Annotated in this window: 20 protein-coding genes and 2 pseudogenes; 10 read left to right on the top strand and 12 right to left on the bottom strand. The window is 64.0% G+C overall.

The window, feature by feature from the left end:
* The first annotated feature begins 1 nt into the window (after nt 1).
* The 4 genes from AC1Q5S_RS00765 (at nt 2) to AC1Q5S_RS00750 (ending at nt 4,358) form a co-directional block, all read left to right on the top strand.
* Nucleotides 2-1,054: a branched-chain amino acid ABC transporter permease gene (locus tag AC1Q5S_RS00765; protein WP_060985447.1), complete on the top strand. Its 1,053-nt coding sequence runs from the start codon at nt 2-4 to the stop codon at nt 1,052-1,054.
* Between the two features lie 66 nt (nt 1,055-1,120).
* Nucleotides 1,121-2,350: an ABC transporter substrate-binding protein gene (locus tag AC1Q5S_RS00760; RefSeq protein WP_060985446.1), complete on the top strand. Its 1,230-nt coding sequence runs from the start codon at nt 1,121-1,123 to the stop codon at nt 2,348-2,350.
* Nucleotides 2,344-3,198, top strand: a complete 855-nt coding sequence (locus AC1Q5S_RS00755; RefSeq protein WP_133156855.1) for an ABC transporter ATP-binding protein — start codon at nt 2,344-2,346, stop codon at nt 3,196-3,198. The genes AC1Q5S_RS00760 and AC1Q5S_RS00755 overlap by 7 nt, the downstream gene beginning before the upstream one ends.
* A gap of 47 nt (nt 3,199-3,245) precedes the next feature.
* Nucleotides 3,246-4,358, top strand: coding sequence for a CaiB/BaiF CoA transferase family protein (locus AC1Q5S_RS00750; protein ID WP_060985444.1), 1,113 nt, complete (start codon nt 3,246-3,248; stop codon nt 4,356-4,358).
* Nucleotides 4,359-4,397: 39 nt separating this feature from the next.
* Here the strand turns inward: AC1Q5S_RS00750 and AC1Q5S_RS00745 are convergent, their stop codons facing one another.
* Nucleotides 4,398-5,798, bottom strand: coding sequence for an IS701 family transposase (locus AC1Q5S_RS00745; RefSeq protein ID WP_060985443.1), 1,401 nt, complete (start codon nt 5,796-5,798; stop codon nt 4,398-4,400).
* A gap of 331 nt (nt 5,799-6,129) precedes the next feature.
* Between AC1Q5S_RS00745 and AC1Q5S_RS00740 the strand changes: the two are divergent.
* A pseudogene (locus tag AC1Q5S_RS00740) lies at nt 6,130-6,492 on the top strand (IS110 family transposase); the annotation flags it as partial.
* A 152-nt stretch (nt 6,493-6,644) separates the two neighbouring features.
* Here AC1Q5S_RS00740 and istB read toward each other — a convergent pair.
* Entirely contained in the window at nt 6,645-7,382 is a 738-nt protein-coding gene (gene istB, locus AC1Q5S_RS00735) for an IS21-like element helper ATPase IstB (RefSeq protein ID WP_060985442.1), read from the bottom strand.
* Nucleotides 7,383-7,408: 26 nt separating this feature from the next.
* Nucleotides 7,409-7,942 (bottom strand): annotated as a pseudogene (locus AC1Q5S_RS00730) (Mu transposase domain-containing protein); the annotation flags it as partial.
* A gap of 162 nt (nt 7,943-8,104) precedes the next feature.
* Between AC1Q5S_RS00730 and AC1Q5S_RS00725 the strand changes: the two are divergent.
* The 3 genes from AC1Q5S_RS00725 to AC1Q5S_RS00715 are packed head-to-tail and all read left to right on the top strand — an operon-like array spanning nt 8,105 to nt 11,285.
* Nucleotides 8,105-9,349, top strand: coding sequence for a tyrosine-type recombinase/integrase (locus AC1Q5S_RS00725; protein WP_060985441.1), 1,245 nt, complete (start codon nt 8,105-8,107; stop codon nt 9,347-9,349).
* Nucleotides 9,346-10,284 carry a tyrosine-type recombinase/integrase gene (locus AC1Q5S_RS00720; protein ID WP_060985440.1) on the top strand — a complete coding sequence of 313 codons (939 nt, stop codon included), beginning with the start codon at nt 9,346-9,348 and terminating at the stop codon, nt 10,282-10,284. Before AC1Q5S_RS00725 ends, AC1Q5S_RS00720 begins: the two co-directional genes overlap by 4 nt.
* Nucleotides 10,281-11,285 (top strand): tyrosine-type recombinase/integrase, encoded by a 1,005-nt coding sequence (locus tag AC1Q5S_RS00715; protein WP_060985439.1) that lies wholly within the window; start codon nt 10,281-10,283, stop codon nt 11,283-11,285. Before AC1Q5S_RS00720 ends, AC1Q5S_RS00715 begins: the two co-directional genes overlap by 4 nt.
* 38 nt (nt 11,286-11,323) lie before the next feature.
* On the opposite strand, the gene istA is transcribed toward AC1Q5S_RS00715, so the two are convergent.
* Nucleotides 11,324-12,370, bottom strand: a complete 1,047-nt coding sequence (gene istA, locus AC1Q5S_RS00710; RefSeq protein WP_424955174.1) for an IS21 family transposase — start codon at nt 12,368-12,370, stop codon at nt 11,324-11,326.
* A 132-nt stretch (nt 12,371-12,502) separates the two neighbouring features.
* Here istA and AC1Q5S_RS00705 point away from each other — a divergent pair, with 132 nt between their 5' ends.
* Nucleotides 12,503-13,561: an IS110 family RNA-guided transposase gene (locus AC1Q5S_RS00705; RefSeq protein ID WP_431512700.1), complete on the top strand. Its 1,059-nt coding sequence runs from the start codon at nt 12,503-12,505 to the stop codon at nt 13,559-13,561.
* A gap of 107 nt (nt 13,562-13,668) precedes the next feature.
* Here AC1Q5S_RS00705 and AC1Q5S_RS00700 read toward each other — a convergent pair whose 3' ends face one another.
* The 8 genes from AC1Q5S_RS00700 to AC1Q5S_RS00665 form a co-directional block, all read right to left on the bottom strand.
* Nucleotides 13,669-14,961, bottom strand: coding sequence for a tyrosine-type recombinase/integrase (locus AC1Q5S_RS00700; RefSeq protein WP_492238227.1), 1,293 nt, complete (start codon nt 14,959-14,961; stop codon nt 13,669-13,671).
* Nucleotides 14,962-15,090: 129 nt separating this feature from the next.
* Complete coding sequence (gene rng / locus AC1Q5S_RS00695) at nt 15,091-16,578, bottom strand: ribonuclease G (protein WP_492238226.1); 1,488 nt, start codon at nt 16,576-16,578, stop codon at nt 15,091-15,093.
* A gap of 7 nt (nt 16,579-16,585) precedes the next feature.
* Nucleotides 16,586-17,200 carry a Maf family protein gene (locus AC1Q5S_RS00690; protein WP_422202666.1) on the bottom strand — a complete coding sequence of 205 codons (615 nt, stop codon included), beginning with the start codon at nt 17,198-17,200 and terminating at the stop codon, nt 16,586-16,588.
* A gap of 95 nt (nt 17,201-17,295) precedes the next feature.
* Entirely contained in the window at nt 17,296-17,763 is a 468-nt protein-coding gene (gene rlmH / locus AC1Q5S_RS00685) for a 23S rRNA (pseudouridine(1915)-N(3))-methyltransferase RlmH (protein WP_422202667.1), read from the bottom strand.
* A gap of 53 nt (nt 17,764-17,816) precedes the next feature.
* Nucleotides 17,817-18,647: a ribosome silencing factor gene (rsfS, locus tag AC1Q5S_RS00680; RefSeq protein WP_492238225.1), complete on the bottom strand. Its 831-nt coding sequence runs from the start codon at nt 18,645-18,647 to the stop codon at nt 17,817-17,819.
* 193 nt (nt 18,648-18,840) lie between these two features.
* On the bottom strand, nt 18,841-19,812 hold the full coding sequence (hemF, locus tag AC1Q5S_RS00675) for an oxygen-dependent coproporphyrinogen oxidase (RefSeq protein WP_492238224.1): 972 nt from the start codon (nt 19,810-19,812) through the stop codon (nt 18,841-18,843).
* On the bottom strand, nt 19,812-21,092 hold the full coding sequence (gene purD / locus AC1Q5S_RS00670) for a phosphoribosylamine--glycine ligase (protein WP_492238223.1): 1,281 nt from the start codon (nt 21,090-21,092) through the stop codon (nt 19,812-19,814). Before purD ends, hemF begins: the two co-directional genes overlap by 1 nt.
* 114 nt (nt 21,093-21,206) lie before the next feature.
* Nucleotides 21,207-21,926, bottom strand: coding sequence for a YebC/PmpR family DNA-binding transcriptional regulator (locus AC1Q5S_RS00665; protein WP_422202671.1), 720 nt, complete (start codon nt 21,924-21,926; stop codon nt 21,207-21,209).
* A 79-nt stretch (nt 21,927-22,005) separates the two neighbouring features.
* On the opposite strand from AC1Q5S_RS00665, the gene AC1Q5S_RS00660 reads away from it, so the two are divergent.
* A complete protein-coding gene (locus AC1Q5S_RS00660) occupies nt 22,006-23,529 on the top strand; it encodes a helicase HerA-like domain-containing protein (protein ID WP_422202672.1) in 1,524 nt (507 codons plus the stop codon).
* Nucleotides 23,530-23,651 lie beyond the last annotated feature (122 nt).

The raw sequence follows: 23,651 nt of genomic DNA, 5'->3' as shown, positions 1-23,651 counted from the left end.
CATGGATCCCTCCGGCATTTTTTCCACCAGTTATGCACGTGACCGCGCGCTGATCCGCACGCGTGCCCAGTGGGTCGCGCTGGCCCTGTTCATCGGCATTCTGCTGATCTACCCTTGGTTCGCCTCGGCGCGCCTGGTAGCAATAGCCAACCTGATGCTGGTCACCTCCATCGTGGTGGTCGGCCTGCAGATCACCACCGGCTACGCCGGGCAGATCAACCTGGGCCAGGCTGCCTTCATGGGGGTCGGTGCCTACGCCGCCAGCGTGATCGAGGTCAAGGCCGGGCTGCCGTTCTGGGTGGCGGTGCCGGTGGGAGGGCTGGTCGCAGCGCTGGCCGGCTGGCTGTTTGGCTTGACGGCGGCGCGCATCAAGGGCTTTTACCTTGCGCTGACCACCATCGCGGCCCAGTTCATCTTCCACTTCATGGTGCTGAATCTGCCCTCGGACTGGCTCGGCGGCGTCAATGGTTTCAGTCTGCAGCCGGCTCAGGTGGGCGCCTACGTGTTCAACACCGACCGCTCCCTGTACTACCTGTTTCTGGTCGTCACCCTGGTGATGGTATTCGGCGCTTTCGGCATCCTGCGCAGCCGCCACGGGCGCGCCTTCGTCGCCGTGCGCGACGACGATGTGGCTGCCGGCATGATGGGCGTAGACGTGGCTGGCGCCAAATCGCGCGCCTTTGTGCTGGGCGCCTTCTACGCCGGCATTGGCGGCGCCCTTTGGGCCTACCAGGTGCGTTATGTTTCGGTCGATCAGTTCACGCTGTTCAACTCGATCTGGTTCATTGCCATGATGATCGTCGGCGGGCTCGGCTCACTCGTCGGGGCGCTGATCGGCACCGTGCTCATCCGGGGCGTGCAGGAGACCATTACCAGTCTGGGGCCCGATCTGGTCGAGCGCATCCCCAGCCTGAGCAGCGATCTGATCTTCGCCAGCATGAATGTGTTTCTCGGGCTCATCATCACGCTGTTCCTGCTGCTGGAACCGAAAGGCCTGATGCACCGCTGGAACATCCTGAAAGCCAACTATCGGCTCTGGCCGTTTCATCACTGAACCCGTTCACCACGGCGAGTCTCAGTGCCTTTTTACCTTCACCACCACCACTGCCCGGAGACAACCATGCAACGCAACACCTTTCTCAAACTCACAACCGTTCTGGCAACCGGCCTGCTGCTGAACGCGCCGGCCCACGCGCAGACGACAACGATCAACGTCGCCGCCATTGCCGACTTCGCCGGCCCCTACGCCAGCGTCATGCCCCAGATGCAGGGTGGGCGACTCGCCGTGATCGAGTGGTGGAACAAGGAAGTCGGCAGCAAGCTCAATGTACAGATCGCCGTCAAAACGTTTGACACGCGCTACGACGTGGCGCAAACCGCCAGCCTCTGGCCCGGCATCAAGGCCGAACTCAAACCGGTGCTCGTGCTTGGCCTTGGCGGCCCGGATGCTGCTGCGCTGCAGCAGCGCCTGCCGGATGACAAGGTACCCATGCTCATGGGCACCGCCGCCTACGGCTTCGGCTGGAAGCCCGACCAATGGGTTCTGAACCTGCGCCCCACCTACCCCCATGAAGCGGCCGGTTTCCTGGAATGGTTCCGCGCCACCAAACTCCAGGACAAGCGTCCCGTCAAGGTGGCAATCATCACCTCCGAAGCCACACCCGCCTATGCCGACATGGCCAAGGGCCTGCAAAGCTACACCAAGGCCAACCCCGACAAGGCCACCTTCGTCGAGGCCATCTGGACCGAGGTGCAACCGACCGACCTGACACTGCCGGTGCGCCGCCTGGTCAACGCCGGCACCGACGTGATCGTGATCCAGACCAACACCGCCCAGGCCGTGGCCGCCAAACGGGCGTTACAGGCACTGGGTAAAAACGTTCCGATCATGCTGTCGCTGCACAACGGGGTAGTGGGTTCGTCCAAGGCACTTGGCGACCCGAACGGCTTTGCCGACGATTTCGAAGTGGGCGCCATCGCCGATGCCACCGAAGACGACACGGCCGCGCGCAAGTTCTACCGCATGTTGCAGGAAAAGCACGGACTGAAATCGGGCTGGAATGCAATGACCATCATGGGTCTGGGCCAAAGCATTGTGGCCGTGCGCGCGATCGAGGCCACCCTCAAGGCCAAGGGCGCAGGCAAAGTCACCGGCGAAGCCGTGCGTGAGACGCTGCTGGCCAGCCAGTTCACCAGCAACGATCTGATGGGTGTGCTGCCGGGCATGGACTTCAGCAACGACGCCCCCTTCCCGACCGGCACCTCAAAGGTCAACATTGCCACGATGAAGGATGGCAAGGTGGTCCGGGCGGCTGGCGATGTGACCGTGCCCATGGTGAATAAATGGTGAGTACAACCCTTGCTGGCGCACCGGATCAAGGTGCCGCGTCCCATGCCCCCCCGGCGGTGCTGACGCTTTCCAACGTCGAGGTGCTGTATGCCGAGGTGATCCTGGCGCTCAAGGGCGTGTCCATGCAGATTCCCGAAGGCGGCTGCGTTGCGCTGCTGGGCGCCAACGGCGCTGGCAAGAGCACCACGCTCAAGGCCATCTCCGGCGTCATCGACTCGGAAGACGGCCGCGTCTCCGGGGGGGCGATCACCTTCGACGGGAGGCCGATTCAGGGGCACGACCCGGCGACGGTGGTGCGCAGCGGTCTGGTCCATGTCATGGAAGGCCGACGTGTGCTGCAACACATGACGGTCGAGCAAAACCTGATCATCGGCGGCCACATGTTCCCCTCGACGCAGGCCATGCGCCGGGCGATGGACAGCGTCTACCAGGCGATTCCGCGCCTGGCCGAACTGCGCAAGCGTACCGCCGGCTACCTTTCGGGCGGCGAGCAGCAAATGCTTGTGATCGGGCGCGCGATCATGGCCGAGCCGAAACTCATGCTGATCGACGAGCCCTCGCTCGGCTTGGCGCCGCGCATGGTCGAGGACGTCTTCGCCGTGCTGCATCACCTGCGTGAGCAGGGACTGTCGCTCCTGATCGTCGAGCAGAACACCCGCGTGGTCCTCGAGATTGCCGACTACGGTTATGTGATGGAAAGCGGTCGCATCGTGCTTGAAGGCCAGGCCCAGGCGTTGCGCGACAACGAGGACGTACGCGAGTTCTATCTCGGACTGGACCGCGAGGGGGAGCGAAAGAGCTTTCGCGAGGTCAAGCACTACAAGCGGCGAAAGCGCTGGCTGGGGTAACTGACGGCTGGCCTGTGGCTTAAATTCGGTTTCAGGAGTAACGACAAATGAGTGGTCCCCTGCAAGGGTTGAAAGTGATCGAGTTCGGCGGCATCGGCCCCGGACCGTTCTGCGCGATGATGCTGTCCGACATGGGTGCCGACGTGATCCGACTGGACCGCAAGGCCGACAAGGGCAAGGACCGCGGGCAAGGGGCCTTCCTGGCCAGTGGCCGGCGCAGCGTGCTGCACCGCGGACGCCGATCGCTGGCGGTCGACCTGAAGTCGCCCGAGGACGTACAGCGGGTCCTGGCGCTGGTTGATGGCGCGGACGCCATCATCGAGGGCTTCCGCCCGGGCGTGATGGAGCGGCTGGGTCTGGGTCCGGATGCGCTGCTCGCGCGCAACCCGCGCCTGGTGTACGGGCGCATGACCGGCTGGGGCCAGGACGGGCCGCTCGCACAGGCTGCGGGCCATGACATCAACTACATCGCCCTATCGGGCGCGCTCAGCATGATCGGACGCGCAGAAGGTGGGCCGGCGGCACCGCCGGCCATGGTCGGCGACCTTGGCGGCGGTGGCATGATGCTCGCGTTCGGCATCGTTTGCGCCTTGCTCGAAGCGCGCACCTCCGGCCAGGGCCAGGTGGTTGATGCCGCGATCACCGACGGTGCGGCCCTGCTCACCTCGATCGTCTGCGACCTAAAAGCCCTGGGACTTTGGAAAAACGAACGGCAGGCCAACCTTCTGGACGGTGGCTCGCATTTCTACGACACGTACGAGTGCGCGGATGGAAAGTGGATCTCGATTGCCTCGCTGGAGCCGCAGTTCTATTCGCTGCTCCTGGACAAGCTCGGCATCAGCGACCCCAAATTTCAACGGCAACGCGACCCGGCAGCCTGGCCGGCGCTCAAGCGCCAGATCACCGACATCTTCCGCAATCAACCGAGCGCGCACTGGTGTGCCTTGCTAGAAGGGACCGACGTCTGCTTTGCACCGGTGCTGACGCTGGAAGAGGCAGCCCGCCATCCGCACAACGCGGCTCGCGAAACTTTCTTTGAGCGAGACGGCGTCCTGCAGCCTTCGCCGGCCCCGCGATTTAGCCGAACGGCTCCGGATCGACCGCCACCCGCGCCGTTTATCGGGGAACACGACGACACCGAGGCCACTGGCGCGACCTGATGCGATTGGCGATCTCGATCTAGGACTGAGCTAATCTTACTATGTCACAAGAGTAGCCTTGTGCTTACCCTGCCGCAGCAGGGGCACCGCCCCAAACGAGCGATCAGCTGATAGCTCAGCCGATAACGCAGCGTCGTGATCGAGATCATCACGTGGCGCTGCGCGCGCAGGGCTGCCGCGGGGGACGTAATCCTCGGGAAGGGCAGGCATCTGGCGTTCGAGGAAGTTTTTTTTGCCGCCGACAGGCTTGTCGGCGACGAGGCGTTCTGCCATCAGGAATCCGTAGGCCGCGATGCTCAAGGCGGCATGGTGGTGAAACCCCCGCCAGCCTCGCCCTTCGTAGTGCCCGAGGCCGAAGTCCTGTTTCAAATCCTGATAGTTGCGCTCGATGCGCCAGCGCTGGTGGGCGACGCCGACGAGTTCGTCGAGGGTGACGTCCTCGGATAGCGTGGACAGGAAATACTTGCTCGGCTCAGCCTCATGGGCCGGCCACTCGATGAGCAGCCATTGCTCGGGACGCAGGCGCGCCTTGCCGACATTGCCGCCCGCATGGCGCACCCGCACGGCCGCGAAGCGGCCGTTCAGCGGTGCATTGGTTCCCTCGCGCCAAGTAACGCTCCGGAATGCCTGGGCTGGCAGTGACATCGCCAATGCTTTGACGCTGATGGGCTGCAAGGCGGCAGTGCGCCGAGGCACCACAGGTGGGCGGCCCCGGCCGCTGTACGCCGCCAGCGGCTGCAGCCCGGGTGGCCAGACTACGATGGCCGAGGTGATGCCAACCGCATAGAGCAGGCCCATGTCGCTGAGCGCCTGGCGAAAGGCGTTGTCCACACCGTAGCCGGCATCAGCCAGCACGCAGTGGTGCGGCGCGCCCTCCTCGAGCAGCGCGCGTAGTTGCTGCAGCGCGATCTGCGTCTTCGTGGCGAAGCGCACCTCCTCGGGCACGCCGGCCTTGGCACGGCGTTCAGGATCGGCCGCCCAGTCCTCGGGCAGATACAACTGCCAAGCCACGGGCAGGCTGCCCTGATTGCTTGCAAGCGAGATGCTCACGGCCACCTGGCAGTTGTCCTGCTTGCCCAGCACCCCGCAGTACTGACGAGTGACACCGACCGAGTGGCGACCCTTCTTCGGGAATCCAGTGTCGTCGATGATCCACCAGCCGCCCTCACTGAAGTCCATCTTGGGCATCACCCACTGGCACGCGCGACGCAGCATCTGGGTGTCCGACCACTCGGCCTTGGCCACGAAGTGATGCAACGCCTGGTGCCGAGCGCTGGCGTGCATCGGATCCACACGTGCGGCCATGGGCTCCACGCTCTTGCGAGCCAACGGCAGCATCAAGCCGGTGCAGTAGCCACGAAGGCCCGCGTGTCGGTCTGCATGCCCCAGGCCTTTGCTCAGGTGCTCCAGGTAGTGATCGAAGCGCTCGGCTGCATTCATCGATCCTCCGCCACGAAGTCGAGAAGATCGCATTATGCCATTTATGACACAGTAAGACTAAGTAATCGGCCCGCCCGCGCCGCAAATCGTTCCGAAGAAACACCTGGCGTTGGCGCGCGCAATGTGAGAAGGTGGAACGCAGCACCGGCGAAGGCCGACACAGCAATGGTACACATTGCCCGCGACTGAGCTTGGTCATGGGCTGCGTCATCGACATTGGTGAGCCTGTGCCAGGCCTCTTCGGTCTGGCGCAGGCATCCCGTTTGAGAGAGTGATCAAGACGACGTACCCGAGCCGGTGTCACGTTCCACTTCTCATGATGGAGGATGCCATGGCACAACACAAGCGGCCCACCACACAGGCGGCCATCTCTCTGACCCACCCCAACGCCGCCGGTATCGACATCGGCAGCGCCGCGCACTTCGTAGCCGTGCCACCGGACCGCGACGACGAGCCCGTGCGCGAGTTCGCCAGCTTCACCGCCGACCTGCACCGCCTGGCCGACTGGCTCGACGCCTGCGGCGTGGACACCTTGGCCATGGAGTCCACCGGGGTCTACTGGATTCCTCTGTACGAACTGCTCGAATCGCGCGGCTTGACGGTGTTGCTGGTCAACGCGCGCCACGTCAAGAACGTCTCGGGCCGCAAGAGCGATGTGCTGGACTGCCAGTGGCTGCAGCAGCTCATGAGCTTTTGCGCATTCCACTGATGGCGGACAGTGATTCCATTCCCATCGCGGACAGCGTTCCATGCGATGGCGGACACCTTGCGCGGATGTCCTGAGTGACGCCCAAATCGTAGCCGAAGTGTCCGCCATCAGCGTGGAATGGCGTTTGGGCGGGATGGTCAGGCGGCCTTGGCCAGCTTTCTCATCGACTCGCCTTTGAGACCTATCTTGTGCGAGCCGTGCACGATGCGGTCCAGGATGGCATCGGCCAGCGTGGGCTCATCCAGCCAGGCGTGCCAGGCCGTCACCGGCAACTGGCTGGTGATGTGCGTCGAGCGTGAGCCCACCCGGTCGTCCAGCAGTTCAAGCAAGTCGTTTCGCTCATGCGCGGCAATCGGTGCAATGCCAAAGTCGTCCAGGATGAGCAGGTCCAGCCGCGCCAGTTGCGCCAGCCGTTTGCCAAAGCTGCCGTCCCCATGGGCCACATGCAGCTCCTCCAGCAGGCGCGGCGCGCGAGCATAGAGAACAGAGAACCCCAGGCGCGCCGCCTGCTGCCCAAGCGCGCAAGCAAGCCACGTCTTGCCGCAACCGGTGGCGCCGGTGAGCAGCACATTGTGACCATGGCGCAGCCAGTCGCCGCCGGCCAGGCTGGTGATGACCTCCCGGCTCAGGCCCCGACTGCCCCGCCAGTCGATGTCCTCCAGGCACGCGCCGGAGACCTTCAGGCGGGCGGCTTTCAACAGGCGTTCCAGGCGTTTGCTGTCACGCCAGTCCACCTCACGCTGCACCAGCAGGGCCAGGCGTTGTTCAAAGGGCAGCTCGCTGGCGGTGATGTGGATGGCGGCATCGTTCAGGGCGGCCACCATGCCGTCCAGGCGCAGTGCTCGTAGTTGGTTGAGGGTGTGTTCGTTGAGCATGCTTGTTCTTTCTCTATTTCCGTGTCTCAGTGGTAGTAGCCCGGCCCGCGCACGTTCTCGTGCAGCGGCAAGCTGACCTGCATGGGGATGGGGGTGTCCAGCGGACGCTGGTCCAGGCCACAACTCAGGATGGAGGCGACGCTCTTGTAGGACGGCGAGCGAATTGACTGCGCCCGTGCACAGGCCGCCTCCAGCCGTTCTGCCCCGTACTCACGCCCCAGGCGCATGAGGCCCAGGCAGGAGCGGTAGCCCTGCTCGGGGTGCGCTCGGTGCTCCATCTGCCAGCGCACCACGGCGGCGGTGGCAGCACCTATTCGTTCGCCCCAGGCGATGAGCTTGGCCGGCGTCCACTGCAGGTGCGCCCGGTGCGAGGCCGGCATGTGCTCAGGCGTGGTGGTGTGAGCGCCTTTGCGCCCATTGAGCGCGTGGGCGGCCACCCGCTTGTTGCCGTGCAGGACTTCGACGGTGGCGTCCGTGATGCGCAGCTCCACCGTCTGACCCACCAGGGCGTGGGGCACCGAGTAGTAGTGGCCATCGAGCTCGACGTGGTAGTCGATGTTTTCTGTGGTCGACCACAGAAAACATCTTGTGTGGCGTTGCCAGTTCTGTGGTCTTGACGCCGTACAGCGGCCTGTAGCGCGGGCGTGGCCGTCACGATGGCCACAGAACTTCTGGCACGAGCAGCATGGGTCCTCCATCCACTGTTCCAGAAGGGGTCACCTATGTTCGACGAGTTGTTCAAGCGCACCGCCGCCGTTGTGCGCCATACCGCAGCACCGCTCCTTGTGGAGCGACTCCTGTACCTGGAGCATCTGCGCGACGTCGGGTCCGCACACAAGACGTTGATCCGATACGCGGACGGCATGCTGTGCATTGGGGAGATGCTGCGGTGGACGTTGCCGAATCCGATCACGACAGAGCAAGTCGAAGCAGCGGTGGATCGATGGATCACCCGCCGACACAGCCGCAAGATCCCCGGACATGCGACCAAGATTGCCTTGCGGTGCACCGCGCGGGGCTGGTTTCGCTTCCTTGGACTCCTGCAGGCGAACGTTGACAACCATCCGGGCAGTGAACAGATCGAAGCCTACGCGCGCTTCATGCTCGAGGAGCGCAACCTCTCTCCGGTCACAGTTCGTGCCCGCTGCGGGCACGCCGCAGAGTTCCTTCGGCTACTCGCAGAACAGGGACGCGACGTGGTCGGGTTCGGCTGGCGCGACGTGGATCAGATCCTGGTCTTCAAAGGCCGCCAGGAAGGCCTGACCCGCTCCTCCATGCAGACGTACACCTATGACTTGCGCAACTTCGTCCGCTTTCTCGAAGATCGCCATCATTGCCTGCCCGGCCTGGCCGCAGCGATTCGACCGGGGCGCGTTTACCAAGGTGAGCAACTTCCCATGGGTCCGTCCTGGGATGTGGTCTGCCGCCTGCTGGACGCGATGCAGGGAGAGACCGACAGCGTGGTCCGTGATCGCGCCATCATGATGCTTTTCGCTCTGTACGGTCTGCGCGCGTCCGAAGTCCAGCGGCTGTCGTTGGATGACTTCGATTGGGAGAACGCCATCATTCGGGTCCATCGCTCCAAACAGTGCGCGCGTGTCGAGTGTTATCCGCTGGCGCACCCTACAGCGCAGGCGCTTGCCACGTACATACGGTCCGTCCGACCGAAGACAGATCGGCGCGAAGTCTTCCTGCAGATGCGCGCGCCATACCTGCCATTGAGCACGAGTGCATTGTGGCAAGTGGTCAGCCGGCGCCTGAGGCCGATGGATCCTGGTCTCAGACACCATGGTCCCCATGCGTTGCGACACGCCTGCGCGACCCGCCTGCTGGCGCGCGGGATGAGCATGAAGGAGATCGGGGACTTCCTCGGCCACCGCCATCCTTCCACCACTGCGGTGTACGCGAAGGTCGACCTCCATGGCCTGCGCCGTGTCGCAGACGTCGATCTGAGGAGATTCCTGTGAAGCTCGCCGACGCCCAAGCTCTGTACATCCAACAGCTCCAAGCCCGTGGCTGTGCCGGCACCAGCATCGCTGGTGTGCTGCGCATGTTCGCCAAGTCGATTGGTGGCGAACGCGAGTTGGAGACGATCCTGACCTCCGAGGTGAGAACCTTTCTCGACGGAACCCGACCACTGACACGGTACTGGCACCGCAAGCATTCGGCCTTGCTGGGCTTCTTTCGCTTCGCCTTCGTCCGGTCCATGGTGGCGCACATGCCGCTGCCTATGCACACCCCGCGGTGTCGCCAGGTCTTTCGGCCTTACATCTACACCGATGACGATGTCGCTCGGTTGATCGGCGCCATCGACTCCCTTCGGACATCGCGCATCGAACGGTACAGTCTTCGCACCTTGCTTGTGCTCTTGCTGGGAACCGGATTGAGGCTCAGCGAAGCGCTGCATCTGACCCTGGCCGATGTCGATCTGGAGCAGAACCTGCTGATCGTGCGCGAGAGCAAGTTCTACAAGACGCGCTTGGTCCCGATCGGACCTGATCTGGTTCGAATCTTGTGCACTTATGTCGATGCGCTGCACCCATCGCGCGGCGCCGATCCGGCCTCGCCGCTGCTCGTGTGCAGAGACGGCGAACCACTCACAGGAAGCGGCACACGCCGGGCGTTCGCCAGGCTTCGGTCCATGACTGGTCTGCGGCGCAACGACGACCTGCCCAATCTGCCTCGGCTGCACGACTTTCGGGCGAGCTTTGCCGTTCGCCGATTGACGGCCTGGTACAGGGAGGGTGCCGATGTCCAGAAGCTGCTGCCGCTGCTGTCGACGTATCTCGGCCACGTCAGCATCGCAGCCACCCAGGTCTATTTGCCGTTGACGCCGGAGTTGCTCGTCGAGGCCTCTGCGCGGTTCGAGCGCTACGCGACGCTGCAGGGCGATCAGCCATGAACACCGCGAACCAACTCGGCCCCTGGGTCAAACGCTTCCTGGCGGAGTACTTGGTGACCGTCAGAACAGTGGCCAGAAGCACCCAGCTCAGCTACCGGGACACGCTGGCCAAGCTTCTTCGCTTCGCAGCTCGCGCGACGCACAAACGTGTGGACCAGCTGAGCGTGGATGATCTCAGTCGCGAGATGCTCACCGCGTTCTTGCCGTCGACGACGACTACCAAGGGCGTCGGTGCGAGGACCATCAATCAACGGCTGGCCGCGTTGCACATGTTCGCGCGTTTCGTGGGTGAGTACGGGCCGGAACACCTGCAATGGTCCGCAAGCGTGCTTGCGATCCCTTTCAGGAAGTTTGCCAGCCCTCAGATCGCGTACCTGGAGAAGCCGGAGATGGATGCCCTGCTGGCCGCGGCAGATGCGCACACGCCCCAGGGCATGCGTGACCATGCCTTGCTTCTGTTCCTCTACAACACGGGCGCTCGCGCTGACGAGGCAGCGCACGTCAAGATCGGGAGCGTGCAGCTTGCGCAGTCTGACGGGGCGCGCAATGCGTTCGTCTCACTGCATGGCAAAGGCGGCAAGATCAGGCTCTGCCCGCTGTGGCCCCAAACGGCCCGTGAACTGGCCTCCTTGATCGCGGGGCGCCCGTCCACCGAGCCGGTGTTCCTCAACCGTTGCGGCCGACCGATGACACGGTTTGGTGTCCATGACTTGGTGGCGCGATATGCGCGCCGGATTTCGGAGAAGTTTCCTGCCATCAAGGCCAAACGCGTCAGCCCTCACACCATCCGGCACACTACAGCGACCTACCTGCTGCGTGCCGGCGTCGACATCAACACCATCCGCGCATGGCTGGGGCATGTCTCGCTGAGTACGACAAACATCTACGCGCAGATCGATCTGGAAGTGAAGTCTCGCGCAGTGGCCCAGTTGGAGCCCTCGGGCAAGGCAACCCGGCGACGAATCGAACCCGACTTGATGCAGTTCCTGCGCTCGCTGTAGCCCAAAGTTCTGTGGCCATCAAGGCAGCTACGCCCGCGCTACAGGCCGCTGTACGGCGTCAAGGCCACAGAACTGGCAACGCCACACAAGATGTTGACCCGGGCACTCTTGAACCGTGCAATCGCCATGCGCGTGACCGGCAGTGGGCGCAGGACTGGCCGGTCGAGCTCGGCAAAAGCGCTGGCCCGGTTACCGGGCAGCTTCTTGAACGGGCGCTGATTCAAGTCGGCCAGCAAGGCGGCAATCGCCCGGTTGAGCGCGGCCAGGCCGAAGAAGGTCTGGTGGCGCAGCCTCGCCAGAATCCAGCGCTCGACCACCTGCACGCCCACCTCCACCTTGGGCTTGTCGCGTGGCTTGGCTGGGCGCGCGGGCATGACGGGCAGGCCGTAATGGGCGGAGAGTTCTTCGAGCAGGCGGTGCGAGGTCGGCTCGTAGCGGTCAGGACGGGCCATCAAGGCACGCGGCTGGTCGGGCACCAGCAAGCGGGGCACGCCGCCGATGAACTCCAGCGCAGCCATGATGCCGGCCACCCAGTCGGTGGCTTTCTGGCTGGCGGTGGCGCACGCATAGGTGTAGTTCGAGGCGCCCAGCACCGCCACAAATATCTGGGCCTGCGTTATCTCGCCGGTGCTGGCGTCCACGATGGGCACTGTCTGACCGGCGTAGTCCACAAAGAGCTTGTCGCCGGCCTCATGGGTCTGGCGCATGGAGCGCTTCAATCGCCGGGACCAGGCTTGGTACTTCTCGCAGAAGGCGCTGTACTTGTAGGCCTGACCGGCGTGCTGCTGTTGATATTCCTCCCACAGCAGTTGCAGTGTGACGCCGGGGCGGCGCAGCTCAATGTGAATGCGGGCGCAGTCGGGCTCGAGGTGGCGCGACGCGCGGGGCACCGGTGGCTTGTAGAGCCGGGCCTGGAGTTCTTCGTCGCTCAAGGTCTGGGCCAGCGCCCAGTCCACGTCGGCCACGCGCGCGTAGCTGGCGATTTCGCTGACAGTGGATTTGGAGATGCCGAGAGCGGCGCCGATTTGGCGGGTGCTCAAGGCACCGCCGTGCAGCAGTTGCAGTGTGTGTCGTATCTTGCTCATGGTGACCCTGGGTGTGGGCATCGCTGGTTCCGGTCAAAAAACCGGGCAGCGTATGCCGCGTTCGGGTCACTCAGAACACCCCTCAGGTGTCCGCCATCAGTTTGGAATGCTGTCCGCCTTCACCGTGGAACGGTGTCCGCCATCCCGCTGGAACACTGTCCGCCATCAGCGTGGAATCGTGTCCGCCATGGCGTGGAATACGCAAGCTTTGGCCTGCTGCGCGGCGCCTTCCGCCCGGCTGAGCAGGTTTGCGTGCTGCGCTGTCTCTCCCGCCAACGCGCCATGCTGCTGCGCAGCCAGGGCCGCTTCGTGCAGCACATGCAAAAGGCCCTGACGCAGATGAACATCCAGCTGGCCAACGTCATCGCAGACGTGGCCGGCGAGAGCGGCCAGAAGATCCTGCACGCCATCGTCGCCGGTGAGCGCGATGGGCAGGCCCTGGCCAAGCTCAGGAACGCGCGCATCCGCGCCAGCGAGGAACAGATCGCCAGGAGCCTGCAAGGTAGCTGGCGCGCCGAGCACCTCTTTGCCTTGAGGCAGGCGCTGGACGCGTTTGACTTCTGTGGCACCCAGCTGACCGAGTGCGACGCGCAGATTCAGGCGCAGTTGCAGGCCCTGCATGTGCGAGAGGACGAACCGGCTCAAGGCAAGAAGCGCGGGCGCGCCCGCAATGCCCCGAAGTTCGATCTGCGCACCCAGCTCTTCCAGATGTGCGGCGTGGACCTCACGCGCATCGACGGCATCGATGTGATCACCGCGCTGGTGGTGGTCTCCGAGGTGGGCGCGGACATGGGCAAGTTCCCCAGCGACAAACACTTCGCCTCCTGGCTGGGCCTGTGTCCGGGCACCAAGATCACCGGAGGCAAGGTCATGAGCGGCAAGACCAAGCGCTGCGCCAACCGTGCGGCCCAAGCGCTGCGTCTGGCGGCAGCGGTCTTGCGCTCGAGCCACTCGGCGCCGGGGGCTTATTACCGGCGTATGTGCGCACGCATGGACAAGCCCAAGGCCGTGACAGCAGCGGCACACAAGCTGGCCCGACTGATCTACGCCATGCTCACCCACGGTCAGGAATACACCGACCGAGGGCAGGACTACTTCGAGGAGCGCTACCGCCAACGGGTCTTGCACAACCTCGCCCAGAAGGCCAAGGCCATGGGCATGCAGCTCGTCCCTTCCGACAACCCCGCTTGAAAACACCAGGAAAATCAATCAGCTATCTGGTGTTTCTTGAGAGGTCCCTCTCTTCTTCGCTGACGCTGCAGCATAAGTGCAGCCACGAAGCCGACCGGCAAACTGCTCTACACAATCAACTCCAGTTCCTTGACAACGCTCCCATCTCCCGCCTCGCAGTCCATCAGGAACTGCATCCAGGTCAGCAGCGCCTGCCGACGCTCCGGGTAGTAGGTGTGCTGGTCGTAGATGCCCTCCACGCCCGTGAGCTTGTGGTTCAGGCACATCTCGGAGATATCTCTGGGAACACCGAGTGCGCGCATGTGGGACTTCATCGTGCTGCGCAGGTCATGCGGCGTGAAGCGGCGCACTTGGGGCTTGTACTGCTTGATCCAGTAGTCGATCGACTCGCGCACGGTGTCCTTGCTCAGATGGGTGTCGCCTCCGTTTCGCTCAGTACGGCTGTGCGCCCTCGCCGGCAAAACATAGGCCGACCGGAAGGCGAACGTACGCAGTTCCTTGAACCAATCGATGAGCTCCGGGGCGAGCGGCACATCCATGGCCGGCCCGGTTTTGCTCGCGGGAATGTGCCAACGGGCCTCGTCGAGATGCACGTCCTTCCACTTGGCCGTGAAGAGTTCTGCTCCTCGCACGCCCGTTGCCAGCAGGATGCGGATTGCGAGTGTGTTTGGTCGGCGCATCGGCGCGTTAAGCAGCAGGTGCAGTTCCTCGCGGGTCAGCATCAAGCGTTTGCGAACCGGTGGTCTGGGGCCCAGCAGAGCACTGATCATGATGCCCACACAGGGGTTGGCGTTGACGAGGCGCTTGCCGCAGGCATGGGTGAACAGGCACTTGGCCGTGATGTGCAGGAGGCTCGACTCACCCCAGGTGAGCTTGCTGTCGTCGATCAGTGCCACGATGTCGCTGGACTCGACTTCACGCACGCTGAGCGAGCCAAACCGGTTTTCGATGCGCTTGAGGTGGCGTGAGTAGCAGACCCGTGTGCTCTTGGCCAACGTGACGAGTACCTTCTGGCGATAGTCCTGGATCAGTTGACGGACCGTCCAGTCCTTCGCCAATGCTGCCTTGGCCTTGATCCGCTCGGCCATCGGGTTCTTGCCTTGTGCGATCTCGGCCCGCTTGACCAGGGCCATCGTCCGCGCTTCGGACAGACCGATGGCCGGATAGGGCCCAAGGGTCATCTCGGGTCGTCGTGTGCCGTGTCGGTATCGCAGTACCCACGCCGCATTGCCTGCGGCCGACAACGTGAAGATCAGCCCCCCGCCGTCGCTCATCGATAGCGGCTTGCCCGCTTTGATCCATTGCCTGAGCTGTAGGTCAGAAAGCAGCCCGCCTTTGCTTGCCATGTTCGTTCTCCTAGTGCCGACGGGCTTGGCCGGATCGTCCGGCTGGTCACCCATCAGGTCACCCAATTTTGTTGAAACAGGGTGGCACTCCGTGACACTAAAAGACAGCTTACCTACCGAAAACTCCTTACAGAACAATCACTTATACATGGCAACTGAAACGGAGTGGCACCCCGTGAGTCGTCAAAGCAGGACGATGTCGTACTGCTCTTGTCCCATGGCATTCTCAGCTTGCAGTGAGATTGGTTTGCCAATGAAATCGCTCAAACCCGCGAGATGCTGGCTCTCTTCATCCAGAAAAAGCTCAACAACCCGCGGCGACGCCACTACGCGAAACTCCCGCGGGTTGAATTGGCGAGCCTCGCGCAGAATTTCGCGCAGTATGTCGTAGCAAACGCTGCGTGCGGTTTTCACCTGACCGGCCCCCCTGCAGACGCTGCAAGGTTCGCACAGCATGTGTGCGAGCGATTCACGGGTGCGCTTGCGCGTCATCTCCACCAGGCCCAATTGAGAAAAGCCGCCCGACATGGTTTTGACCCGGTCGCGCGCAAGCTGTTTCTTGTACTCTGAAAGAACGGCCTCCTGATGGTCCTCACGGACCATATCAATGAAATCCACGATGATGATGCCGCCCAGGTTGCGCAGGCGCAGCTGGCGCGCAATGGCCTGCGCGGCTTCCAGGTTGGTCTTGAAGATGGTGTCGTCGAAATTGCGCGCGCCCACATAGCCACCGGTATTCACATCAATGGTGGTGAGCGCCTCGGTCTGGTCCACGATAAGGTAGCCGCCCGACTTCAGATCCACACGACGGCCCAGGGCCTTGGCCACCTCTTCGTCAATGGCGTACAGGTCGAAGATGGGCCGTTCACCCTTGTAGTGCTGGAGCTTGCCGGCGGCTGCGGGCATGAATTCCTGTCCGAACGCCCGCAGGCGCTGGAACTGCTCCATCGAATCGAGCCGGATGGTCTGCGTGTGGTCGCCCACCAGGTCACGCAGCACGCGCTGCAGCAGATCCAGGTCCTGGTGCAGCAGCGACATGGCGGGCAACTTGAGCGATGCTTCCTTGATGCGCGCCCAGGTCTTGCGCAGATAGGCAATGTCCTCGGCCAGCTCTGCGTCGGTGGAGTCCTCGCCATTGGTGCGCAGGATGAAGCCGCCGCCACCGCCTGTGGACTTATCACCCACCAGCGCCTGCAGGCGCGCGCGCAGCGCATCGCGCTCGGCAGGCGGAATCTTCTGCGACACGCCCACATGGTCGTCCTGTGGCAGAAACACCAGCAGGCGGCCCGCAATGCTGATCTGCGTGGACAGGCGTGCGCCCTTGGTGCCGATGGGGTCCTTGATGACCTGCACCATGAGCGCCTGGCCTTCGAACACCTGCTTTTCGATCGGCACCTGCGGCTCGCTCTTGCGCGCAAACGCAGGCGGCTCACCATCCGGCTGGCGCTGCCACACGTCAGCCACATGCAAAAAGGCCGCGCGTTCCAGCCCGATGTCGATGAAGGCCGACTGCATGCCCGGCAGCACGCGCGAGACCTTGCCCAGGTAGACATTGCCCACCAGGCCCCGCTCCAGCGTGCGCTCGATGTGCAGCTCCTGCACGGCGCCGTGCTCCACCACGGCCACGCGCGTTTCCTGGGGGGACCAGTTGATCAGAATGTCTTGTTGCATGTTGTTCTCAGATGGCAAACCCGGCGGCACGCAGCAGTTGCGCCGTTTCGTACATGGGCAGGCCCATGATGCCCGAATAACTGCCTGCCAGGTGCTCCACATACGCCGCCGCCCGGCCCTGGATACCATACGCCCCTGCCTTGCCCAGCGGCTCGCCGGTGGCCACGTAGGCGTCGATCTGCGCGGGCGTCATCGCGGCAAAGGTGACGCGCGAAACGGACAGGGCCGTAAGGCGCCTGGGGCCGACTTGCAGCGCCACGGCGGTGAGCACGCGGTGCTCGTGGCCGGCCAGCTCGGCCAGCATGCGCGCTGCATGCAAAGCGTCGTCTGGCTTGCCGTAGATGGTGCGGCCCAGCGCCACGGTGGTGTCGGAGCAAAGAATGGGCGCATCGGGCAACCCCCGGCGCGCCCGCCGCGCCACGGCAGCGTCGAGCTTGAGCCCTGTGACACGCTCCACATAAGCCGTCGGTGCTTCGCCGGACAGCACCATTTCCATGGCCTCGGCGTCTTCGGGCTCGTCGCCGTCCACGTTGGGTAGCAGCAGTTCATGGCGCACACCCAGCTGTTCAAGCAGCTGGCGCCGGCGTGGGCTCTGGGAGGCAAGGTAGATGAAGTCGGGCATGAACAGATTTATAGAAAAACCGGCCACAACGCTTATTCATCAAGCGCTAGCAGCTATCAAAAATAGAGTGAACGATCCAAACCGTGGTCCCGATCTCATTCGCGGTGGTACGGGTGCCCGGCATTCACCGACCAGGCGCGGTACAGCTGCTCTATCAGCAGCACGCGCACCATGGCGTGGGGCAAGGTCAGGTCGGACAGGCGGATGCGCTCATGCGCCCCCTGGCGAAAGGCCGGGTCCAGCCCGTCGGGGCCGCCGATGACCAGGGCCACGTCGTCTCCGCCCAGCTGCCAGCCCCTCAGGCGCTCGGCCAGCGCCTTGGTGGTGAGGTTGGTGCCACGCTCGTCCAGCGCCACCACGCGTGTGCCACGGGGGATGGCGGCTTCGATGCGCTCGCGCTCGGCGGCGTAGAGCGTCTCCAGCGTCTTGGAGCCACGGGGTTCTGTCTTGACGGCTTTGAGTTCGATTTTGAGCTCTGGCGGAAACCGCTTGGCGTAGTCGTCATAAGCGGTTTGCGCCCAGTCGGGCACGCGCTGGCCCACGGCCACGATCAGCAGCTTCATGGCAGGTCAGGCGCTGTGCGCAAACAGGGAATGCAGGCGGGCCGAAGCGCCCATCACTTGCGGCCCGGTGCCCTCTTGGCTGCGGGCTTGGTGGCGGATCCAGCGCGCGCCGCTGTGGGCTTGGCACTGGTCTTGGCCGCGGCAGCGGTCTTGCTGCGTGGGGCAGATGGCTTCACCACCACAGTTTTGATCGGGGCTTTGGTGGCTGCAGGCTTCTTGGCAGCAGTCGTCGGCTTTGCAGGCGCCTTGGCTGGTGCAGCCTTGGCAGCGCTGCTGCTCTTTGCGGGAGCCTTGGTTATGGCTTTGGCAGGTGCTTTTGCTGCGGTCTTTGCTGCGGTCTTGGCGACGGCCTTGACCGTGGCCTTGCCCGACCGGGCGGCTACCGTGGAGGCCGCTGCCTTCTTGGCGGGCGACTTGCCAGCGGCCTTCGCGTCCGACTTGGCAGTCTTCTGGGCCGACTTCTTTTCGGCAAGCTGCGTGGCGGCGCTGGAAACGGGCTTGGCCGCGCCGAGCTTCAGGCGCACGGGCGTGTCGCCCCACAGCTCTTCCAGGCGGTAGTACTGGCGGATGGCGGGCTGCATGATGTGCGCCACGGCGGCGCCGCAGTCCACGATGATCCATTCGCCGTTGTCTTCGCCTTCGATGCGCGGCTTGGAGAAACCGGCTTCCTTGACCGCATCGCGCACGCTGGCGGCGAGGGCCTTGGTCTGGCGGTTGGAGGTGCCCGATGCCACGATCACCCGTTCAAACAGCGGCGAGAGATGCTCGGTGTTGAAGACCTGGATGTCTTGCGCCTTGACGTCCTCCAGGCCATCGACGATGGCGCGCTGGAGTTTGGTGACGTCTTTTTTGGCGGCGGTTTCCGATTTGGTGGAGGTGGTCATCAGGCGGTGATTAGAGAGGAAATGGAATCAATATAGCGTGCAACGCAGCGTACAGCCAGCGGGCTGCGCCTTGGGTGTGGCGCTGGTGTTGTGCTCGGGCGCTGCGGCAGTTTGAGGTGTTTTTGGCCTCTGGCGCTGGTGTCAAAAGCGCAGGCAGCTATTGAAATTATAGCTTTTACGCTTTTCGCGGCTTTCAGGGTGCGGTGGCAGCACCACGGCCCAGCCAGTCGCGCCGCACCAGAAAGCGCCGCGTGAGGTCGGCTTCGGCCGAATCGGCAGCGTCCGAGCGCTGGTACGACCAGGCCACCAGCGGCGGCATGGACAGCAGGATGGACTCGGTGCGCCCACCCGACTGCAGGCCAAAGTGCGTGCCCCGGTCCCAGACCAGATTGAACTCGACATAGCGGCCCCGGCGATAGAGCTGGAAGTCGCGCTCGCGCTCGCCAAACGGCAAGTTCTGGCGCCTTTCCACGATGGGCAGGTAGGCGCCAAGGAAGGCATCACCCACCGACTGTGTCATCGCCAGGCTTTGCTCGAAGCCCAGTTCCGCAAAATCGTCATAGAACACCCCGCCCACGCCACGCTGTTCATTGCGGTGCTTGAGATAGAAATATTCGTCGCACCACTGCTTGAAGCGCGGGTACTTGTCGCCGCCAAAGGGACTGAGCGCATCGCGGCAGGTACGGTGAAAGTGCACCGCGTCTTCCTCGAAGCCGTAGTACGGAGTCAGGTCCATGCCACCGCCAAACCAGCAGGTCGGCGCCTGCCCTGGATGCCCGGCCGCGATCATGCGCACATTCATGTGCACCGTGGGCACATACGGATTGCGCGGGTGGAACACCAGCGACACGCCCATGGCCTCGAACGGCGCTCCCGCCAGTTCGGGCCGGTGCTGCGTGGCCGAAGGCGGCAGCTGCGGACCACGCACATGGCTGAAGCCGCAGCCCGCACGCTCGAACACGCGGCCGCCTTCCAGGATCTTGGTGATGCCATCGCCCTGCAGCGGCTCGCCGGGCGGCTTGCGCCAGGCGTCGGCCAGAAAGCGGGCACCGCCCTCGCCTTCCACGGTCTCCAGTGCCTCGGTGATGCGCGCCTGCAGGCCCACCAGGTAGGCACGCACGCGGGTCACCGTGTCGGCGGGGTTCAAGGTCTGAGCGTCTGCCATCAGCTTTTCAGGGCGCGAAAGCCAATGTCGTGGCGGTATTGCGCACCGTCAAAGTGAATGCCGCGCGCCACGTCATAGGCACGCTGCTGCGCTTGCTTGACGCTGTCGGCCAGAACCGTCACGCACAGCACACGGCCGCCCGTGACGCTGACCACGCCGTCTTTCAGCTGCGTGCCCGCATGGAACACCACCGCATCGTCCGCCTCGGCGGGCAGACCGGTGATGGCATCGCCCTTGCGCGGATTCTCTGGGTAGCCATGGGCAGCCATCACCACGCCCAGTGCGGTGCGACGGTCCCATTGCAGTTCCATCTGGTCGAGCTTGCCGTCGGCCGCAACGGCCATTACGTCGCAAAAATCGCTCTTGAGGCGCATGAGGATGGGTTGCGTTTCCGGGTCGCCCATGCGGCAGTTGAACTCCAGCGTCTTGGGGTGGCCCTTGGCGTCGATCATCAGGCCCGCATACAGGAAGCCGGTATACGGAATGCCATCCTTTTCCATGCCCCGGATGGTGGGCAGGATGATCTCGCGCATGGCACGGGCATGCACGTCGGCCGTGACCACGGGTGCGGGCGAATACGCGCCCATGCCGCCGGTGTTGGGGCCTTCGTCACCGTCTTTCAGGCGCTTGTGGTCCTGGCTGGTGGCCAGCGCCAGCACGTTCTTGCCGTCGCACAGCACGATGAAGCTGGCTTCCTCTCCTTCGAGGAACTCCTCGATCACCACGCGCGCGCCACCTTCGTTGTGCGCCACACCATATTTGTTGTCCACCAGCATGAAGTCCACGGCGTCGTGGGCCTCCTGGAGCGTCATGGCCACCACCACGCCCTTGCCGGCCGCCAGGCCGTCGGCCTTGATGACGATGGGCGCGCCCAGGCGGTCCACAAAGGCGTGGGCTGCTGCGGGGTCGGTGAAGGTGTCGTAATCGGCCGTGGGAATGCCGTGGCGGCGCATGAAGGCCTTGGAAAACGCCTTGGAGCTTTCGAGCTGCGCGGCGGCCTTGGTGGGCCCGAAGATGCGCAGGCCGTGGGCACGGAACTCATCGACCACGCCTGCGGCCAGCGGGGCCTCGGGGCCCACTACCGTGAGCCCGATCTTCTCGGCCTGGGCCCAGGCACGCAGTTCGCGCACGTCGGAGATCGCTACGTTTTCGAGCTTGGGGTTCAGGGCCGTGCCGCCATTGCCGGGCGCCACAACCACCTTGGTCACCTTGGGGGACTGGCTCAGTTTCCACGCCATCGCGTGTTCACGGCCGCCGCCACCAATCACAAGTACTTTCATAGGAGCCTTTGGTGAACCCCGGCGCGCAGCGCTCGACCGCTGGGCGGAGTTCGGGGAATATCAGTGGGGAAACAGGTCAGTGCAAGAAAAAAATGGCGGGAACGCAGCGCTGCTTCATAAAGCAGCGTTGTGGTAAACCTCCTGGGTATCGTCCAGGTCTTCCAGTACATCCAGCAGCTTTTGCATGCGGGCAGCATCGTCGCCCGTCAGTTCGATGGTGTTTTCGGGCCGCATCGTCACGCCAGCCACTTCGGGGATCAGGCCTGCGGCCTCCAGCGCATTTTTCACGGCTTCAAAGTCGGCCGGGGCGGTCAACACCTCCACCGCGCCGTCGTCGTCGGTCACCACGTCGTCGGCGCCCGCCTCCAGCGCCACCTCCATCACCTTGTCTTCACTCGTACCAGGGGCAAAAATCAGCTGGCCACAGTGCTTGAACTGGAACACCACCGAGCCTTCGGTGCCCATGTTGCCACCGTGTTTGCTGAACGCGTGCCGCACTTCGGCCACGGTGCGCACGCGGTTGTCGGTCATGGTGTCGATCATGATGGCCGCGCCACCAATGCCATAGCCTTCGTAGCGGATTTCCTCGTAGGTCAGGCCTTCGGCGTTGCCCGTGGCCTTGTCGATGTTGTATTTGATACGGTCGGCGGGCATGTTGGCCGCCTTGGCCTTGTCCACAGCCAGGCGCAAACGGGGGTTGGCAGACAGGTCGCCGCCACCGGCGCGGGCAGCCACAGTGATTTCACGAATGATGCGGGTCCAGATCTTGCCGCGTTTTTCATCCTGGCGCCCCTTGCGGTGCTGGATATTCGCCCATTTGCTGTGTCCTGCCACGGGAAGTCCTTTGGTATTGATTTAATCTAGTGGCCGCGATTTTACTTTTGCCCGCCACCGATCTTCGAGGAAACCCTAAATGGCCGAACCCCTGCTGATTGCCAAACATGGCACGATTGAATGCCACCTGCTGCCCGGCCTGGCCAACCGCCATGGGCTCATCACCGGCGCCACCGGCACCGGCAAGACCGTGACCCTGCAGACCCTGGCCGAGAATTTCTCGCGCATCGGCGTGCCGGTGTTCATGGCCGACGTGAAGGGCGACCTCACCGGCGCTAGCCAGAGCGGCAAGATCGGCGACAAGCTGGCCGCCACCCTGAAGGATCGCGGGCTGGAACTGCCCACCTCACAGTCCTGCCCCACCACGCTGTGGGACGTGTTTGGCGAACAGGGCCACCCAGTGCGCGCCACGGTGTCCGACATGGGCCCGCTGCTGCTGGGACGCATGCTCAACCTCAACGAGACGCAGCTGGGCGTGCTCAACCTGGTCTTCAAGATCGCCGACGACAACGGCCTGCTGCTGCTGGACCTGAAGGACCTGCGCGCCATGCTGCAGTACGTGGGCGACAACGCCAAGGAGTTCACCACCGAATACGGCAACGTGAGCGCCGCCAGCGTGGGCGCTATCCAGCGCGGCCTGCTGCAGATCGAATCCCAGGGCGGCGACCAGTTCTTCGGTGAGCCCATGCTCAACATCCAGGACTTCATGCAGACGGTGGACGGCCACGGCGTGGTCAACATCCTGGCGGCCGACAAGCTCATGAACTCGCCGCGCCTGTATGCCACCTTCCTGCTGTGGATGCTGTCCGAGCTGTTCGAGCAACTGCCCGAGATCGGCGACCCCGAGCAGCCCAAGCTGGTGTTCTTCTTCGACGAGGCCCACCTGCTGTTCAACGAAGCGCCCAAGGTGCTCATCGAGCGCATCGAGCTGGTGGTGCGCCTGGTGCGCTCCAAGGGCGTGGGCGTGTATTTCGTCACCCAGAATCCGCTGGACATCCCCGACAGCGTGCTGGCCCAGTTGGGCAACCGCGTGCAGCATGCGCTGCGCGCTTTCACCCCGCGCGACCAGAAGGCCGTGAAGGCCACGGCCACCACCATGCGCCAAAAACCGGGCCTCGACATCGAAACCGCCATCACCGAGCTGGCCGTGGGCGAGGCGCTGGTGAGCTTTCTGGATGCCAAAGGCCGCCCCAGCGTGACCGAACGCGTGTTTGTGCTGCCGCCCGGCAGCCAGCTCGGCCCCATCACGCCGCAGCAGCGCCAGGCGTTGATGGCCAGCTCGCTGGTAGCCGGGGTGTACGACAAGGTGGTGGACCGCGAATCGGCCTACGAAAAACTCAAGGGCCGCGCCGAGGAGGCCGCAGCGCAGGCGCCCAATGGCAATGGCAAGAGCGCCGGTGGGGCACCCGCCGAAGAAGGCGGCGGTCTGATGGGCGGGCTCAACGAAGTGCTGTTTGGCAGCACGGGGCCGCGCGGCGGTAGGCGCGACGGTCTGGCCCAGACCATGGCCAAGTCGGCTGTTCGCACCATGGGCACCTCGCTGGGCAGGGAGATCCTGCGTGGCGTGCTGGGCGGCATCTTCGGAGGCGGCAAGCGGCGTTGATGCGACAGGTGGCCTGGGCGCTGCGGCGCTCTGGCTCAGCACATTACTCCTGTTTTCATAGCTTCCAGCGTTTGCGCACAAGCGCCAGAGGCATATCTCATGGGAAGTCACCCACGCGACGG

It is taken from the genome of Acidovorax sp. GW835-FHT14B10 (assembly GCF_058793725.1).
Note: the sequence above shows the minus strand (reverse complement) of the source record. Positions and strands in the feature narration are given on the sequence as shown.